The organism is Kribbella antibiotica (assembly GCF_004349055.1).
In the GTDB taxonomy this organism is placed as follows: domain Bacteria; phylum Actinomycetota; class Actinomycetes; order Propionibacteriales; family Kribbellaceae; genus Kribbella; species Kribbella antibiotica.
This window is the reverse complement of the sequence record NZ_SMKX01000001.1, coordinates 124,391-140,904: the sequence shown is the minus strand read 5'-3', so window position 1 is coordinate 140,904 and position 16,514 is coordinate 124,391. Positions and strand designations below refer to the sequence as shown.

17 protein-coding genes are annotated in these 16,514 nt (G+C 66.6%); 11 read left to right on the top strand and 6 right to left on the bottom strand.

The features are described 5' to 3' along the window. Window positions 1–8 precede the first annotated feature (8 nt). A complete protein-coding gene (locus tag E1263_RS00580; RefSeq protein ID WP_132164124.1) occupies window positions 9–1,628 on the top strand; it encodes an FAD-dependent monooxygenase in 1,620 nt (539 codons plus the stop codon). Window positions 1,629–1,716: 88 nt separating this feature from the next. Here the strand turns inward: E1263_RS00580 and E1263_RS00575 are convergent, their stop codons facing one another. The 3 genes from E1263_RS00575 to E1263_RS00565 form a co-directional block, all read right to left on the bottom strand. Then, on the bottom strand, window positions 1,717–4,911 hold the full coding sequence (locus tag E1263_RS00575; RefSeq protein WP_165956413.1) for a glycoside hydrolase domain-containing protein: 3,195 nt from the start codon (window positions 4,909–4,911) through the stop codon (window positions 1,717–1,719). 180 nt (window positions 4,912–5,091) lie between these two features. Then, window positions 5,092–5,619: an RICIN domain-containing protein gene (locus tag E1263_RS00570; RefSeq protein ID WP_132164120.1), complete on the bottom strand. Its 528-nt coding sequence runs from the start codon at window positions 5,617–5,619 to the stop codon at window positions 5,092–5,094. Window positions 5,620–5,889: 270 nt separating this feature from the next. Continuing rightward, on the bottom strand, window positions 5,890–6,315 hold the full coding sequence (locus E1263_RS00565) for a hypothetical protein (RefSeq protein ID WP_132164118.1): 426 nt from the start codon (window positions 6,313–6,315) through the stop codon (window positions 5,890–5,892). A 162-nt stretch (window positions 6,316–6,477) separates the two neighbouring features. Here E1263_RS00565 and E1263_RS44245 point away from each other — a divergent pair, with 162 nt between their 5' ends. Beyond that, a complete protein-coding gene (locus E1263_RS44245; protein WP_132164116.1) occupies window positions 6,478–6,753 on the top strand; it encodes an RICIN domain-containing protein in 276 nt (91 codons plus the stop codon). On the opposite strand, the gene E1263_RS00555 is transcribed toward E1263_RS44245, so the two are convergent. Further along, window positions 6,647–7,006, bottom strand: a complete 360-nt coding sequence (locus E1263_RS00555) for an ATP-binding cassette domain-containing protein (RefSeq protein ID WP_132164114.1) — start codon at window positions 7,004–7,006, stop codon at window positions 6,647–6,649. The two genes, E1263_RS44245 and E1263_RS00555, sit on opposite strands and share 107 nt — an antisense overlap. A gap of 47 nt (window positions 7,007–7,053) precedes the next feature. On the opposite strand from E1263_RS00555, the gene E1263_RS43440 reads away from it, so the two are divergent. Both E1263_RS43440 and E1263_RS00545 read left to right on the top strand, forming a co-directional pair. Next, window positions 7,054–7,371, top strand: coding sequence for a metal ABC transporter permease (locus tag E1263_RS43440; RefSeq protein WP_238161007.1), 318 nt, complete (start codon window positions 7,054–7,056; stop codon window positions 7,369–7,371). An 85-nt stretch (window positions 7,372–7,456) separates the two neighbouring features. Next, on the top strand, window positions 7,457–8,683 hold the full coding sequence (locus E1263_RS00545; protein WP_132164112.1) for a GTP-binding protein: 1,227 nt from the start codon (window positions 7,457–7,459) through the stop codon (window positions 8,681–8,683). Here the strand turns inward: E1263_RS00545 and E1263_RS00540 are convergent. After that, window positions 8,661–9,869 (bottom strand): glycosyltransferase 87 family protein, encoded by a 1,209-nt coding sequence (locus E1263_RS00540; protein WP_132164110.1) that lies wholly within the window; start codon window positions 9,867–9,869, stop codon window positions 8,661–8,663. The two genes, E1263_RS00545 and E1263_RS00540, sit on opposite strands and share 23 nt — an antisense overlap. 257 nt (window positions 9,870–10,126) lie before the next feature. Here E1263_RS00540 and E1263_RS00535 point away from each other — a divergent pair, with 257 nt between their 5' ends. Then, window positions 10,127–10,615, top strand: a complete 489-nt coding sequence (locus E1263_RS00535) for a SigE family RNA polymerase sigma factor (RefSeq protein WP_132164108.1) — start codon at window positions 10,127–10,129, stop codon at window positions 10,613–10,615. 8 nt (window positions 10,616–10,623) lie between these two features. Next, window positions 10,624–11,394 carry a hypothetical protein gene (locus tag E1263_RS00530; RefSeq protein ID WP_132164106.1) on the top strand — a complete coding sequence of 257 codons (771 nt, stop codon included), beginning with the start codon at window positions 10,624–10,626 and terminating at the stop codon, window positions 11,392–11,394. A gap of 18 nt (window positions 11,395–11,412) precedes the next feature. On the opposite strand, the gene E1263_RS00525 is transcribed toward E1263_RS00530, so the two are convergent. Beyond that, window positions 11,413–13,128, bottom strand: coding sequence for an aminotransferase class V-fold PLP-dependent enzyme (locus E1263_RS00525; RefSeq protein WP_132164104.1), 1,716 nt, complete (start codon window positions 13,126–13,128; stop codon window positions 11,413–11,415). Window positions 13,129–13,228: 100 nt separating this feature from the next. On the opposite strand from E1263_RS00525, the gene E1263_RS00520 reads away from it, so the two are divergent. The 5 genes from E1263_RS00520 to E1263_RS00500 are packed head-to-tail and all read left to right on the top strand — an operon-like array spanning window position 13,229 to window position 16,448. Continuing rightward, window positions 13,229–13,555 (top strand): PadR family transcriptional regulator, encoded by a 327-nt coding sequence (locus tag E1263_RS00520; protein ID WP_132164102.1) that lies wholly within the window; start codon window positions 13,229–13,231, stop codon window positions 13,553–13,555. Further along, window positions 13,552–13,908 (top strand): DUF1048 domain-containing protein, encoded by a 357-nt coding sequence (locus tag E1263_RS00515; RefSeq protein WP_132164100.1) that lies wholly within the window; start codon window positions 13,552–13,554, stop codon window positions 13,906–13,908. The genes E1263_RS00520 and E1263_RS00515 overlap by 4 nt, the downstream gene beginning before the upstream one ends. Before the next feature lies 1 nt (window position 13,909). Continuing rightward, entirely contained in the window at window positions 13,910–14,230 is a 321-nt protein-coding gene (locus E1263_RS00510; RefSeq protein ID WP_132164098.1) for a DUF1048 domain-containing protein, read from the top strand. Window positions 14,231–14,240: 10 nt separating this feature from the next. Further along, window positions 14,241–14,900 carry a thiaminase II gene (tenA, locus tag E1263_RS00505; RefSeq protein WP_132164096.1) on the top strand — a complete coding sequence of 220 codons (660 nt, stop codon included), beginning with the start codon at window positions 14,241–14,243 and terminating at the stop codon, window positions 14,898–14,900. Window positions 14,901–14,903: 3 nt separating this feature from the next. Continuing rightward, window positions 14,904–16,448 (top strand): phytoene desaturase family protein, encoded by a 1,545-nt coding sequence (locus E1263_RS00500; RefSeq protein ID WP_165956412.1) that lies wholly within the window; start codon window positions 14,904–14,906, stop codon window positions 16,446–16,448. Window positions 16,449–16,514 lie beyond the last annotated feature (66 nt).

Genomic DNA, 16,514 nt, shown 5'->3' with positions numbered 1-16,514 from the left:
TGGACGAGATGACGCAACCCGGTCAGTCGGCCGACGTACTGATCGTGGGCGGCGGCCCGGTCGGAATAGCGCTGGCTCTGGATCTGAGGCACCGCGGGATCGACTGCCTGGTGGTCGATGCCGGTGACGGCACGGTCCGGCATCCCAAGGTCAGCACGATCGGTCCGCGCTCGATGGAGCTGTTCCGCCGCTGGGGGGTCGCGGACGCCATCCGCACCGCCGGCTGGCCGGCCGACCATCCACTGGACATCGCCTGGGTGACCCAGGTCGGCGGCCACGAGGTCTACCGGTACCGGCGAGGCACGGCTGAGCACCGCCCGGCCTTCGCGCACACGCCCGAGCCTGACCAGATCTGTCCGGCGCACTGGCTGAACCCGGTGCTGATCCAGGCCATCGGCGTCCACCCGAAAGGTCCGCTCCGGCTCCGGACCACAGTCGACCAGGTGCAGCAGGCCGCCGACCACGTCGATGCCACCCTCACCGACCACACCACCGGTACGACCCGTACCGTCCGGGCCCGGTTCCTGGTCGCTTGTGACGGCGCTTCCTCTCCCATCCGCCAGGCGTGCGGGATCGAAGCCCCGGCTCGCCACCGTCCGCAGGTCTTCCGCAACATCCTCTTCCGCGCCCCCGAGCTCAAGGAGCGCCTCGGCGACCGCGTGGCCCTCGTGTACTTCCTGATGCTGTCGTCCACGTTGCGCTTTCCTCTGCGCTCGCTGAACGGCAGCGACCTGTACAACCTGGTCGTCGGCGTGGATGACGCCAACGGCGCCGACCGGATCGACGCGCTGTCGTTGATCGGCGACGCCCTCGCCTTCGACACCCCGGTGGAACTGCTGAGCGACGGCGCGTGGCATCTCACCCACCGAGTGGCTGATCGGTACCGGGCCGGGCGCGTCTTCCTCGCCGGAGATGCCGCGCACACGCTGTCACCCTCCGGCGGCTTCGGGCTCAACACCGGGATCGCCGACGCCGCCGACCTGGGCTGGAAACTGGCCGCCACGCTGGACGGCTGGGCTGGGCCCCAACTACTCGACACCTATGACACCGAGCGCAGGCCGGTCGCTGTGGAGAGCCTGAACGAGGCCAACGTGAACCTACAACGCACGATGCGCAGGCAGGTGCCGATCGAGCTCCACCTCAACAGCCCTGAGGGTGAAAAGGCGCGGGCGGAAATGGCTGAGCGACTCGCGAACAGCGGCGCGACACGCGAGTTCGACGCGCCAGAGATCCACTTCGGCCTGCGCTACCGCTCCCCCTTGATCATCGAGGACGCCGACGTCCCGCTCCGCGAGGGCATGCCGGACGCCAACTGGCGCCCGGGCAGCGAGCCCGGCTACCGCGCCGCGCACGCTTGGTGGGATGCCGCCACTTCCACGCTCGACCTGTTCGGGCACGGGTTCGTCCTGCTGCAATCCGCCGCACACGACGGACTCGCGGGAATTGAACGCGCGTTCGCCGAGCGCGGCGTGCCGCTGACGATCCAGCAAATTGGCGATGGAGAGGTTGCCAAGCTCTACGAACGTTCCTTCGTACTGGTCCGCCCCGACGGCCATGTCGCCTGGCGGGGCGACGACCTGCCCTCGGACCCCGTGGCCTTCGCCGACCAGGTGCGGGGTGACGTTTAGCAGCCGGTGGCCTACAGCGTCGTCGACGCCAGCGGATTCTTGCGGGATCTGACGGTCGGCGACCGGGTCAGGAACTCGTGTTCAGCCTTTACGGTCCGGATACCTCCAACTCGGCGAACTGCATGCGGAACTCGCTGCCTTCCGGCCTCAGGCCGCCGGCGCTGCGCACCCGGACGTAGCGCACGTCGTCAGCGACGCCGAAGGTGTACGGAATCGGCTCGATACTGTCCGGGCGCGCCTGCCCGGTCACGGTTCGCCGGACGGTCCAGGCGGCGCCGTCGGGTGACGTCTCGATGACGAAGCTGCTGGGGAAGAACGCGCCGAGAAGGTCGTCGGTACGCGGGGTCAGCGCGACCTTGTTCACGGTGGTCCTGGCTCCGAGGTCGACCGTGACCGCCTCGTCGTGCTGAATGCCGGTATCCGTGTTGCTGGACCAGCCCATCGAGTGCTGCAGGATCGACATCCAGGATCCGTCGGTGACGTTGCGCTCGGACCAGCCGTCACCTTCGTAACTGCTCGTCGCAGTGGCCGGACGTCCGGCCGCGAGATTGCCCCCGTAGGCCTGCAACTCGGCGAACTGCATCCGGTAGGTGTTCCCGCCCGGGCCCTCGACACGGTGTTTGGTGGCCTCGACCCTGACATAGCGGGCCGTCGCGCTGGGGAACGCAAAGGACTGTACGGCGCCGCCCGGGTTCGCGAAGCCGGTCCGGGTGACCTGAGTCGTCCAGGTGCTGTTGTCGGGTGAGGTCTGGATCGTGAAGTCCTCGGGAAAACCGTAGCCCGCGTTGGCGCCGTCGTCCCGCGGCCACAGGTCGACCCGGCTGACCGGGCCGGGCGCGCCCAGATCGACCGTGACCGACTGCTTGCTCGCCTGCGGAAGGGCCTCAGTGCTGAAGCCGCCGGAAGCCGCGGTAGTCCCGTTTCTGCCGTCGGTCAGCCCGTACGGCGACCAGCCCCAGTCGGTGATCGAATTGGTTGCCGTCACCACCTTCCCGTCGGCGCGATTCACCTCCGGGTTGAGGACGACGTTGTCGAACCTGCCCGCCACACTGCCGGTGACCAGCGCGGCGTGCCCGGTCCGGAAAGCGGTGTCAGTGACGTCGAGCAGTGGCGCCGGATGGTCCTTCACGTACACCTTGATCCGGTTGCCCTGGGCCACAATCTTCATCCTGGTCACCGCGTTCGGCACGTAGCCCGGGACTGCCGCCGAGGCAAGTTCCTTCCCGGATCGGTAGAGGAACACGGTGCCGTTGTTGCGGACGGCCACCAGATAGCCGGTGTCCACATCGGTCGCGTTCATACCTCGCACGACCGCGCCGATCCAGTTGGTGTTCCCGCCACCCGAGTTGACCGCGTCGATCTTGGCGTCGAACGTCATCACGACGTCGCCGTACGCACGGCCCTTCAGCGCCGAGACGGTATTCCAGTTCGTCGCGTCGGTCTGCACGTAGGAGCCGTTGCTCACCGACCAGTTGCCGACGGTGTGCACCCAGCTCTGGTCGCCGCCGGCACCGAAGCTGTCGGCGTACGGGAAGCGCAGGTCGGGACGCTGGGTGCTGAGCTGCTGCAGGAGCTGCCGGTGCCGGTCGACGACATCGGCGCCGGAGCGCGTGTACTCGGTCGTGTTGGTGATCAGTGAGTTCGCGATGGCCGCCGCGGCAACGGGTTTGCTCGCCTTGAGCAGGTTGAGCAGTTCGTAGTCCTCGAGGCCATCGCGCTGAGCCTCACTGCGGATGCTGTCGTACACGTCGAGCGCCGGTTTGTTCGGCCGGACAATCCAGTGGTCGCCGCCGTTGGAGCCGCCGCCGTCCATGGTCTGGCTGCGTTCCCAGTAACTCCAGCCCCAGTGCAGGTAGCCCACGCCGCCGATCTTCCAGATCAGCCAGGGCAGCAGCCGGGTCTTGTCGAGGTGGTAGGACATGAAGCGGTTCATGTAACGGTCCTGGGGGACGATGGCCGTGTACAGCCACAGTTCCTTACCCCTGATCCGCAGGTCCTGGTATTGCGCGGTGGAGAAATCGTACAGCCCTGTCTCCGGAGTGGCCGACGTCGTCAGGCCTTCCAGCTCGGAGTGCTCCGACCCGAACAAGGCATGGTTATGCGCCTCGACTGTCTTGTAGCTGGAACCGCTGAAGTGCTGCTTGTAGATGTTGAAGAACCAGTTCGCCTGCGTCAGCTGAGGAGTGTTGACCGGCTCGTCGAGCGCCGCCATGTAAAACCTGTCCGACCAGCCCTTCTGATCGAGATGCGCCTTCAGGGCCGCGAACACCGTGTGCAGGTAGGCGGTCGACTCCGCGGTGTTCACCGGCACCAGTTCGCGCCGTACCTTGCCGGTGCCGTCGTTCTTGAGCATCTCGAGCAGCTTCGGCAACTGCACCGTGTTGTCACCGGGCGGCGGCTCCAGCAGGTGCGGCGTCGAGATGTACTGCAGCGCGCCCTGGTCGATGAACAGCTGGACGAACCGGTCGAAGGTCTGCCAGCCGAAGTTGTACGTGCCGTCGGCGGCGATCGTGGTGTTCGCGATCAGCAACGCCTGGAAGTCGGCGTAGATGACGTTGTTGCGGTGCTTCGCGTGGTTCTTCGCGAAGTTCTCCATCACCTTCCACCAGTTCGGGTCGAACTTCTGTACGCCGTACTGGTAGGTGATCGAGTCCTCGGTGCCGGTGTAGTCCCAGCCGGCCGAGCCGAACCAGTTGTTCATCTTGAAGCTGGACCGGTTCGTCGGCGGGATCGTGACGTCGTACACCGTCACTGCCACCGGGACGGACACGTCGCCGAGACTGCTCTTCACCGTCACCTGGCCGCGGTAGACGCCGACCGGCTGGTCCGCCGGGACGTGCACGCTGTACCAGTAGGGCCGGGTCTGATGCGCGGGGATGTCGATCGGGGAGTTCTCGATCAGAGCATCGGTGTAGACGCCCGGCGGACTACCAGCGGGCAGAGTTTCGGAGTCACCCCCGATGACCCTGACACCGGAGTGCTGCTCGACCCGGGTGACGGTGATCTGCGAAGCCAGCAGCTGGGCACCTCCCGGACCGGTCAACGGACCCGCCTGGAGTGAGACAGCGCTCTGGGCGGAGGCGGACCGCACCAGGACCTGGGCGGCCTCGTGCTCGTTCCGGGCCGAGTGCAGGCTGACGGCGGTGGCCGCATCCTGCGGTTGGGGCGACGTGTAGTACGCACGGTCGGCGGCGTTCTGGATCCACACCGCAGGACCGGCTGCGACCGCGACGGTAGGAGCGCTTAACGGGACCAACAGTCCGAGGAGCAGTATCAAGGGCATCGACGTCATCAGACGTTTCATCTCAACTCGCTTTCGGTCGCAGTCACTTACCGGCGCCCAGCGTCATACCGTCGACGACCCGACGGCCGAGGACAGGGTGACCAGCAGGACTCACCCTCAAGGGGGAAGCCCCAGATCGGTGCCCGCGAGGGCCTGATCTGGGGCTTCTCCAGCGGTGGCTCAGTCCCAGCGCTGGAAGTCACCGTTGTTCGGTGGGGAGAGGTAGACCGAGCCGGCACCGTTGCTGTCCAGCCGCTGGGTCGACTCGTGCTGGATGATCTGACCGCCGCTGTTCCGGGACCAGTTCTGGTACTGGCCACCGTTGCAGCCTCCGGCGTACACCGCACCGGTGGCCCGCGTCCCGTCCAGACAACGCTTGGTCTGATCGTTCTTGAGCGCGTTCCAGCCCTGGCTGGTGGCTACCCAGTTCCAGTCCTGGCTCCACCGCCCGTCGCACGGGGCGGCGTGGACATGATCGTTCCACTCGGCGGTGAGGCATCGTCCAGTCGCCCGGTTGCGCAGCCGGAAGCCCGCCAGCGGCGTTGTTCCAGATGTCGCCTCGACCACGTAGCCGGCAGCAGCAGGCGCCGGAGCCGGAGCCGGAGCCGGAGCCGGAACAGCGGCATGGGCGGCGGATACGCCGCCGACTGCGGTAGCCAGCGCGGCAAGCCCGGCGGCAACGAGGCCGGCCTTTCTATGAACTCGCATCAATCCTCCTGGGGTCGGGAATGCAGTTCCGGAAAACCTAGGCAGGCGGCTGGAGCCGGACAATCCATTCGATCAGTCACGAAATGCGCGCGGCGGGCGCAGCGGACGGGTGCGATCGAACGTCTATCTCTATCGAACGCCTCTGTCCGGCGAACGGATTCGGGCGAGGGCCTGAAGGTGGGCTACGAGACGGCCGACATCAACCAGGACAAGCTGGACGGCCCCCGGCCGGATCATCCCGGCCGGGGGCTCGTTCCTTTCAGCGCGTGACTACTTGGTGCAGAAGTTCGAGCCCATCGCGTAGTGGCAGGTACCCGGCGGGTAACGCTTCGACGCAGCTTCGAGGGCAGCTGGACGATTGCGCTCCTGCCGCTCAACTGCAAGCCAGGCCTGGTCGGCGACGAGATCTCCGACCATGGCTCCATAGGCGCCGCAGGAAGCGGCCAGGAAGACGCCGACGCCTGGAATCGCGCCGCAGCCCACGCCGGCCGCCACCCCCATGCCGAACTTGATCGCTGCCTTGGTCGCCGATTCCTCGGTCTTCTTTGCCTGGTCCTCCGCGAACTTCTTGTCGTCGTCCTCCTTCTGTTTAACTGAGTCGGCGACCTTCTTGGCGTCTTCCAGCGCCTGCAGCTTGGTGTCGATGTCGGCGCCGATCCGGGCCGACGTCTTCCAATGCCGACGACGGCAAGCCACGCTGCCTGGACGTCGGCAACCAGTCGAGCGAAGACGGCGTCGCGCTGGTGCAATGGCCGTGCGCGGGACAGGCCAACCAGCAGATGACGGTCGAGTACGTCGAGGGCTCCAGCTACGACACCGTCGTACGGCTGAAGTTCGCACAGCGGGAAGTGTGCCGGCGTGGAGAAAGACTCGGTGGAGAACGCCAAACCGCTCGTACAGCAGACCTGCGCCGCCGTCGCGAGCCAGCAGTGGGTTCTGCGTCCCGCGCTGAACCTGCAGCAGCTCGACAACCGGTACGCGATCTCCGCGATCAAGGGCGGCAAATACTTCGACGTCGAGAACTGTGTCATGGACGAAGGCGCCAACCTGCGGACCTGGGACCATGCGCGGTCAGGCGCCTCCACAGTCCGCGATGTCCCCAGCGGCCCATCGCAACGGTCTCGCGGACGGTGAGCGGGAACGTATCGGCGATCGCGCTGCGCTGCACCACAAAGGCGGGCCAGCCCTTGGTGCGATGCACGACCGTTCCGGCCGTCACCGGGATCACGCCGGACAGGACGCCGAGCAGCGTGGACTTCCCTGATCCGTTGGCCCCGACGACGGCAGTGGTCGCGAACGCCGGGATCTGCGCAGCGAAGCCGGACAGGACCGGCCGGCCCAGGTACCCGGCCGCCACAGCGCTGAGCGTGACCTGAGAGGCTGCCATGAGACTCCTTTTGAATTGATAATCATTTTCATTATAGGGTCTGGGTCATGGACTGGTTGACGGCACCCTTCGAGGTGACATTCGTTCAGCGGGCCTTGTGGGGCGGCATTCTGGTGTCGCTGATCTGTGCGCTGGCCGGCACCTGGGTCGTCCTGCGGGGGATGGCCTTTCTGGGCGACGCGATGGCGCACGGCATGCTGCCGGGTGTCGCCCTGGCGTCGCTCCAGGGCGGGAACCTGCTGGGCACCGACGGTCAGATCCATGTGATCGACCCCGAAGCGGGCAAGGTCACCAAGACCATTTCAGTCCTCACGAAGTGGCAGGAGCCGCTGGAGTGGCAGGAGGCGCGGCCGGGAAGGTCGTGACGACAGTTCCGTTGCCGAAGGCCCCCAATGAGCTCAGCGGCATCAACCACTGACCATGCTGTCCCACTAGTGAAAGTGACAATCGATGGTGTTCGAACCGAGCTCGCCGCCTTTTCCCGTCCGTCGTCCTCGCGGCGAGCCGGTTCCGGTCACCGTGCTGTCCGGATTCCTCGGGGCGGGTAAGACCACCCTGCTCAACCACGTACTCGCCAACCGGGAGAACCGGCGGGTCGCGGTGATCGTCAACGACATGAGTGAGGTGAACATCGATGCCGCGTTGATCGCCGGCCAGGGGCGACTCGACCGGACCGAGGAGCGACTGGTCGAGCTGACCAACGGCTGTATCTGCTGCACGCTGCGCGAGGACCTGCTGGCCAGCGTGGCCGAGCTGGCCGCGGACGGCCGCTTCGACTCGATCCTGATCGAGTCCACCGGGATCTCGGAACCGATGCCGGTGGCCGCAACCTTCGAGTGGGAGTTCGAGGACGGCAGCAGCCTGTCCGACCACGCCCGGCTCGACACCATGGTGACCGTCGTCGACGCCAGCGGGTTCCTGCGCGAACTGTCGGTCGGCGACCGGTTGAGCGAGCGCGGCCTGGCGACCGCGCCGGAGGACGAACGCAGTATTTCGGACCTGCTGGTCGATCAGGTCGAGTTCGCCGATGTCCTCGTGATCAGCAAGGCCGACCTGGTCTCGCCCGACGAACTCGGCCGACTCGTTGGAGTGCTGCGCAAGTTCAACCCCACGGCCCGGCTGATCTACGGCCGGTACGGCGACATCCCGATCGGCGAGGTCCTCGACACCCATCGCTACGACCCGGTCGTCGCGGCTCAGTCGCCGGGCTGGATCGCCGAACTGGAAGGTGGACACACACCGGAGACCGAGGAGTACGGCATCCGATCGTCCACCTACCGGTCCCCGCGGCCCTTTCATCCGGCCCGCCTGATGGACGCGCTGGCGGACTGGGAAGGAGTGCTGCGCAGCAAGGGCTTCTGCTGGATCGCCAGCCGGCCGGACGTAGTGGCAGTCTGGTCACAGGCCGGGCCGAACCTCACCATCGAGCCGGGCGAGAGACTGCGTGCTCCCGACGCTGCACCGGGTCAGGAACTCGTGTTCATCGGGATCGACCTCGATCCGGAGGAACCGTTCCGCCGGCTCGGCCCGGCCCTGCTCACCGACGACGAGCTCGCCCTGGGACCGGCCGGCTGGGTCAGTTTTGAGGATCCGCTCCCGGCCTGGGACCTCGACCACGACCACCACCCCGGCCATGACGGCAACCTTCCAGTAGTCAGCCTGCCCAGCGCCCAGTGAGGAAGACGAGGGCGACGATCGTCGACAGAGGTGCAATGACGCAGAGATACATCGTGCGGACGAACGGGTGCCGCAGGCCCGCTAGGCACAGCCACAACGGCCACCACAGCAAGGTCGCGCGGGGAATCGACAGATACCAGTACGACGCACCAAGGGCCGCCAGGTTCAGTGCGATGTAGGTCGCCTCAGCCCAGCAACGGCGGAACAGCAAGAACACGAGCAGCGCCAAGCCGATGCCTATGGCCACCAACTCGGCCCGGAACTCGACGGCGTACGCCGTACTGTAGGTGTGACCGAAGGCGGCCTCCCAGGTGGTCGTCAAGGAGTGCCAGGGGTTGGTGGCGTTCCGGTCCCAACCCCGCTCCTGAGCGTGTCGCCAGGCCTGCGGATCGCTGGTCTTCTCGAACAAGTAGATCCCGTAGCCGAGCGCGGCCGAGACTGGCGCCACGAGCCACGAGACGGCGCGCCAGTTCCGATGCACCCCGATATCGACGAGGAACTGCACCGCGATCGCAACAGCGACGAACAGGCCGGTGATGCGCACGGTCGTCGCGAGGGTGCAGAGAATGCCGGCAAGGGCCCAGCGGTGTCGCCGCGCGGCCAGCCACGCCGGTAGCGCCAACGCGAGGAAGAGCGCCTCGGTGTACCCGACGGCCAGAAAGATCGAGCACGGCGATGTCAGGAAGAACAGCACCGCAGTCCGGTCGACGTCGGTGCCGGGCCAGTGCAGCCGAGCGATCCGCGCCAAGGCCAGCACAACGATGGCCCCGCTGACGAACGAGATCAGCAGTCCAGCCCAGATCCAGTCACCGCCGGCGGAATGGACAGCCCGCAGTACCAGCGGAAAGCCGGGGAAAAATGCTTCCCGGTTGTCCCAGCCCTCGCTCCACGGCCCTGTGTCACCTGGGAAGTAGCCCTCGCGGGCGATGCTCACGAGGTGGTTCCAGTCCCACCGCGCGAACGCCGTTCGCACATCGGCGGGCTGTCGAGCCCGCCCGTCGGCGGGAAACACCCAGACGGCAGCGTACGCCGTCAGCCAGATCGCGACCCGGGTCAGCAAGTACAGGCTAAGGACCGTGCGGTCGGCAGCCGCAAGCCACCCGAGCTCCTTCGTCCGGATCAGGAGTTTCCCTGGCGTGGCGAGGCGTTTCGGGCGGCTGGTTTCGAGACGGGCATGGAGGGTCATGAGGCCCTTCGAGACGGAGGCAGTCCATCCCTACTTGCCCGAACGCCGGATGACCCTTCTCGCGCCGATTCTTCTCCTCAGAAGACCAGCGTCAGGACCCAGGTCGTGAAAGCCAGCAGGGCTACGACGAACGTCACGGCCACGACTACTGCATAGGCGAACCAGGAGCTTCCATTCACAAGGTCATCTTGCCAGGGGTGTGACCCAAATCGGCGGTGGGTGCGTCTAGTGGGGTGTAGGCAACGGCTGGAGGGTGGATGAAAGGCATAACGGAGTTCGAGGAGTTCGCTCGGGCTCGAGTAGGGCCGCTGTACCGGACCGCTTGGTTGCTGTGCGGGGACCGGCACCACGCTGAGGATCTGGTGCAGGACACCCTGGCGAACATGCTGAAGGTGTGGGGCCGGATCGACACACCGGAGGCCTACGCCCGTACGGCGTTGGTGCGGACCTTCGTTTCGCAGCGCCGCCGGCGGAGTTGGTCGGAGCGGCCGACGGCTGACTTGCCGGAGCAGGTGCAGGCGTCCGGGGACCCGGATCTGCGGATTGCGCTGGCGCGGGCGCTGGGTGAGCTGCTGCCTTTGGATCGGGCTGTGCTGGTGCTGCGGTACTTCGAAGATCGCAGCGTTGAGCAGGTGGCGCTGGATCTTGGAAAGAAGCCGAGTGCGATCACTACGCGGACGGCGCGGGCGCTGGAGCGCCTGCGTGCGGTGCTGGGTGATGACGCCATCCACCTGATCGCCCTATGAGGAGAATTGTGAGCAATCTGGACAGCAAGTTGCCGGAGCTGATGCGCCAGGCGACAGAGGACCTCGAGCCGGAGTCGGTGGACCTGGTCGAGCGCAGTGTGGCGCAGGGAACGCGATTACGGCAGCGGCGGAGTGTGCTGGCCGGTACGGCGGCTGGCGTCGCCGTACTGGCAACCGTGGGCGTAGTGGTCGGCACGGTGCAGCACTTCGACGGACGTGCGGACGGTGGGCCGATGGTCGCTGCACCGCCCACCATCTCGACACCTGCGGCCAGTACGACGCCGACGGTGCAGACGCCTCCTCCCAGCAAGGCGGGTGGGCCGACGCTGGCAACGCTGAAGTCGCTGGTGCAGGGACCCGGCCGGACGTTGTCGCTGCCGGAGACCTGGGGCGGGGCGCAAGATGGCTTCTTCGGGGCCGGCTTGGTCGTCGACGACGGCAAGGGCGGGTCGCGGATCCAGGTCTTGCTGGAGAGGCACCAGGGACCGGCCAGCTGTGCCGGGGAGCCGGGGTGCAAGAAGCGGCCTGACGGGTCGACGATCCGGTCGTCGAGCCTGATTCCCGAGTACTCCGACGACCGCCAGCAGGAGTTCGGAATCGTCTACAACTACGTGGAGATCACCCGCAAGGACGGTCGGCAGATCTCGGCGACGTCGTACAACGGCGTGTCCGAGAAGGGCACGAAGCACACCCGGGCCGTGCCGATCCTGACCGTCGCCCAGCTGACGAAGCTCGCCGACGACCAGGCGTGGAAGTTCCCGGCCAAGGTCACCAAGTAGACCCTTGGGCCGTCCCGCTCAGCTCAGGCAGCGGGACGGCAGGTCGAACCAGCGCAGTTGGTCGAAGTCGGTGTTGACGGTGCCTTCGGCCTCTGCGCTGCGGTCTGAACTTCCGGTGAGCAGCTCGCGGGCCTCGGCCAGGTAGTCCTGGAGGGCCGACTCCGGGGCGGTGTGGTCGTGCCGCGGGTAGCGCAGTTTGCCGTCGGCGTCGTAGCCGACCGCGGACAGCCGCATCGGCGGCTCCACCGGTCCACGGTGGTGCCGCCACAGGCCCGACTCGGGGTCGAACCGATAGTCGCCGAGCAACCGCGCACCGCCTTCGGCCACCAGCTGCACGGCCTCGACGACGTACTCGAAGACTGCCTCGGAGATGAAGTAGTTGAAGTTGACCCGCACCCAGCCGGGCTTGATGCCCTCACAGCCGTGCATGATCTCCTCGGCGAATTCGGCCGAGCGCGCCAGGTCGATGTTCAGCAGCGAGTGCCCGTAGGGCCCCGCACACGAACAACCGCCGCGAGACTGGATGCCGAACAGGTCGTTCAGCAGCGCGACCACGTAGTTGTGGTGCAGGTAGCGCCCGGACGGCGCCTTGACCACGAACGACACGATCGACAGCCGCTCGGCGTCCACGTTCCCGAGGATCTCGATGTTCGGGTTGCTCCGCCACGCCTCGACCGCGCGTTGCAGGTACGCGTCCTCGTGGGCCCGGATCACGTCGATTCCGACGGCTTGTTTGAGCTGGAACGCCAGGCCGGCCCGGATCGACCCGATGATCTCCGGCGTCCCGCCCTCCTCGCGGTGGATCGGGTCGTCGACGTACCGATGCCCGGCAGGGTTCACGAACGCGACAGTGCCACCACCCGGTACGTCGGGAACCCGGTTCGTCAGGAGTTCGCGGCGCACCACGAGCACGCCCGGGGTCCCCGGTCCGCCGATCAGCTTGTGCGGGCTGAGGAAGATCGCGTCCTTGTACGACAGCGGGTCCGCGTCACGACCGCCGTACATGTCGATCTCGATGTACGGCGCCGCCGCGGCGAAGTCCCAGAACGACAACGCACCGTGCTTGTGCAGCAACGCCGAGACACGATGCGTGTTGCTGACGATCCCGGTGACATTGCTGGCGGCCGAGAACGAGCCGATCTTGAGCGGGCGATCGGCGTACTCGATCAGTCGCGCCTCGAGCTGCGGAATGTCGATGTGCCCGTCGGCGTCCTGGCTGATCGTCACCACATCGGCGATCGACTCACGCCACGGCAGCTCGTTGGAGTGGTGCTCGTACGGCCCGATGAACACCACCGGCCGCTGGTCAGCCGGGATCTGCTCGCTCAGGTGATACGTGTCATCCAGCTCGGCGGGAATCCGCAAACCCAGCACACCAACGAGTTTGTCGATCGCACCGGTCGCGCCTGAGCCACAGAAGATGAGCGCGGTCTCATCGTCGCCACCCACGCTCTCGTGGATGATCCGCCGCGCATCTTCGCGCAGCCGCGTGGTCTGCAGCCCGGTCCCGCTCGACTCGGTGTGCGTGTTCGCGTACCGCGGCAGAACCTCCTCGCGGATGAAGTCCTCCAGGAAGGTCAGCGCCCGGCCCGACGCGGTGTAGTCCGCATACGTCACCCGCCGCGGCCCGTACGGCCCCGGCATCACCTGGTCGTCCCCGATCACCGACGCGCGAATGCGTCGCAGCAACGGAGAGTCCGGCGGAGCCTGCACGCGGTCGTCCTGGATCGTCATGCCGCCAGGGTAAGCGGCCTGCGGTGACTTGGCAGCCCCGGTACTCGGTGATACTTTGCACTGGTACTGAGTAACACCGAGTACTGGAAGGAGGTCCGGGATGGACGGCTTGACCGAGATGCTGAAAGGCACGCTCGAAGGCTGTGTGCTGGAGATCATCGGCGCCGAAGAGACCTATGGGTACGCCGTCACCCGCCGGCTGAACGAGCTCGGCTTCACCGATGTCGTCGAGGGCACGGTCTACACGATCTTGCTGCGGCTGGAGAAGAACGCGCTCGTCCAGGTGACGAAGCGACCGTCCGAGCAGGGCCCGCCGCGCAAGTTCTATGCGCTCAACGATGCCGGCCGCGCCGAGCTCACGACGTTCTGGGCGAAGTGGGAATTCATGACATCACGCATCGACAAGCTGAAGGAGGGCGCGAGATGACGTTCTGGGAGACCATCACCGGCAGCGACATGACCCGGGAGTGGAACGCGTTCGAGACCCGGGCCGCGGCCCTGCCGAACGACTACCGGGCCGCCTGGGAGGAGATCAAGACCGCACTGATGTCGTACGGCGACTTCACCGGGCGCAACCTGACACCGATCTTCGACAGCGCACTGGGGCTGCTCGAGGAGTCGGCGGCCGACGGGCAAACCATCTACCAGGTGGTGGGTGACGACGTCGTGGGCTTCAGCGCAGCACTGGCCGGCGGCGAAGGTGCCCGCAACTACCGCGACAAGTGGCGTGCGCAGCTGAACGCGAATGTCGCCAAGAAGCTCAACAAGCTGGGAGGCTGACATGGGCATCCGGGACATCATCGAGGGCAAGAAGCAGTGGCGGGCGCACGTTGCGCGGATCAAGAACCTCCCGCCGGACTACCAGATCGTCTACCACGAGATCCAGCGGTACGTCTTCAAGGTCGGACCGGTCGACTTGCTCGACGGTCCCCTGCTCACCGAGCTGGTCGACTTCTTCGAGGAGGGCGTCGCGGCAGGCAAGGGCGTGCTGCAGATCACCGGCCCCGACGTCGCAGCCTTCGTCGACGGCCTGCTGCAGGACATCCCGACGTACGCAGACGTCTACCAGGAGTCCCTGACCAAGAAGAAGCACGGCCTATAGGGTCGTCGGTATGACGTTCTCCGGTGAGTTGTGGGCCCGTGGCGGCGCTGGCGTGTACGACGAGATCGTGCGGCATCCGTTCATCACCGGGCTCACCGACGGGACACTCGACCACGATGCGTTCCGTTACTTCATCGTCCAGGACAGTCACTACCTGCGGGCGTACTCGCGGGCGCTCAGCCTGGTCGCAGCGCGCGCCACTGACGAGGATGCGGTCAGCATGTTCGCGCTGCACGCGGCCAACGCCATTGCGGTCGAGCGGGAGCTCCATAGCTCACTCCTTGGCTCACTGGGCCTGACCACGGCCGATGTCGAGGCAACCGGGTCGAAGCCGACCACAACGGCGTACATGTCGTATCTGACGGCGGTGTGCGCCACGGGCACGTACGCGGAGGCCGTGGCCGCCGTACTGCCCTGCTACTGGATCTACCGCGACGTCGGGCGCGAACTGCTGAAGCGGTCCTCGCCCGACCCGGTCTACCGGGAGTGGATCGAGACCTACGGCTCGGACGAATTCGATGCCGTAGTGGAGTCCGTTCTTGCAGTGACCGACGCACTGGACGTGGGAGCGTCGGAGCGGGAACGTTGTCACCAGCACTTCGCGACGACCTGTCGTTACGAGTGGATGTTCTGGGACGCCGCATACACCAAGCTCGATTGGCCGGTGTGATTGATGGACTTCTACGACGTAGTGATCGTCGGTGGCGGGCACAACGGCCTGGTCGCCGCCACCTACCTGGCGCAGTCCGGCCTGTCCACACTCGTCCTCGAGCAGCAACCCCACACCGGTGGCGCAGCGGTCAGCCAGCAGGTGTTCCCCGGAGTGGACGCCCGCCTCTCCCGCTACTCGTACCTGGTCAGCCTGCTCCCCCAGAAGATCATCACGGACCTAGACCTCTCCCTGCAGCTCCGCTCCCGTTCCGTAGCGTCCTACACCCCCGTACGGCGCTCTGGTCGCGACCTGGGCCTCATGGTGGAGCGCCCGGAGGGTGCGGCGACCCGCGAGTCCTTCGCACGACTCACTGGCAGCGACGCCGAGTACGACGCGTGGACCGCCTTCTACGGCTCAGTCGGCGCCATGGCCGAGGTCATCGCGCCCACCCTGCTCGAACCACTCCAGTCCGCTGCCACACTGCGCTCCCGCCTCGACCCTGCGTTGTGGGACGAGCTGGTCGATCACCCCTTCGGTGAGTCCGTCGAGCGACGCTTCGCCGACGACACCGTCCGCGGCGTGGTCGCGACCGACTCGGTCATCGGCACCTTCGCGAGCCTGCACGACCCCTCACTCATCCAGAACCGCTGCTTCCTCTACCACCTGATCGGCAACGGCACAGGTGAGTGGCGAGTGCCCGTCGGCGGCATGGGCGCTGTCACCGACGCCCTGGCCTTCGCAGCGCGCCAGGCCGGCGCCTCACTCATCACCAACGCCTCCGTGACGTCCGTCGAGGTCGACGGGGTGCGCGGATCCGTCACCTGGCTCGGCGGCGACGGAGAGCGCTCCGTGGACTGCTCCTACGTTCTCTCCAACGTCGCACCGACCACACTCGACACTCTGCGTGGTCGTGACGTCTCCCTGAAGCCCGAGGGCTCGCAGCTCAAGATCAACCTGCTCCTGTCCCGGCTCCCCGCCCTGCGCTCCGGCGACGACCCCACCCGAGCCTTCGCCGGCACCTTCCACATCGACGAGGACTACACCCAACTCGAGACCGCCTACCGCTCCGCAGCCGGCGGCACCCTCCCCGCCGTACCGCCGTCCGAGGTGTACTGCCATTCGCTGACCGACGCGTCGATCCTCTCCCCCGAGCTGATTGCCTCCGGCCACCACACCCTGACCGTCTTCGGCGTCCACTTCCCCGCCCGTTTATTTGCCTCTGACAACGAAACGGCCCGAGCCGAAGCCACCCGCCGCACCCTGGCCGGCCTTGAGTCCTACCTCGCCGAACCCCTCGAAGACTGCATCGCCCGCGACGCCGACGGCAACCTCTGCATCGAGGCCAAAACGCCGTACGACATCGAGGAATCGGTCGGCATGCCCGGCGGCCACATCTTTCACGGCGACCTCCAATGGCCCTGGTCCCCCGACGACCAAACCGTCGGCCGCTGGGGCACCGAAACCGACACCGCCAACCTCCTCATCTGCGGCTCCGGCGCCCGCCGAGGCGGCGCCGTCTCCGGCCTCGGCGGCCACAACGCAGCCATGACGATCCTCACCCGCTAACCGATTTCACATCTCCCCAAAACCCCTGCTAAGCTCCTCTTCGTTGGAAGGCAAGACCACAAAAGA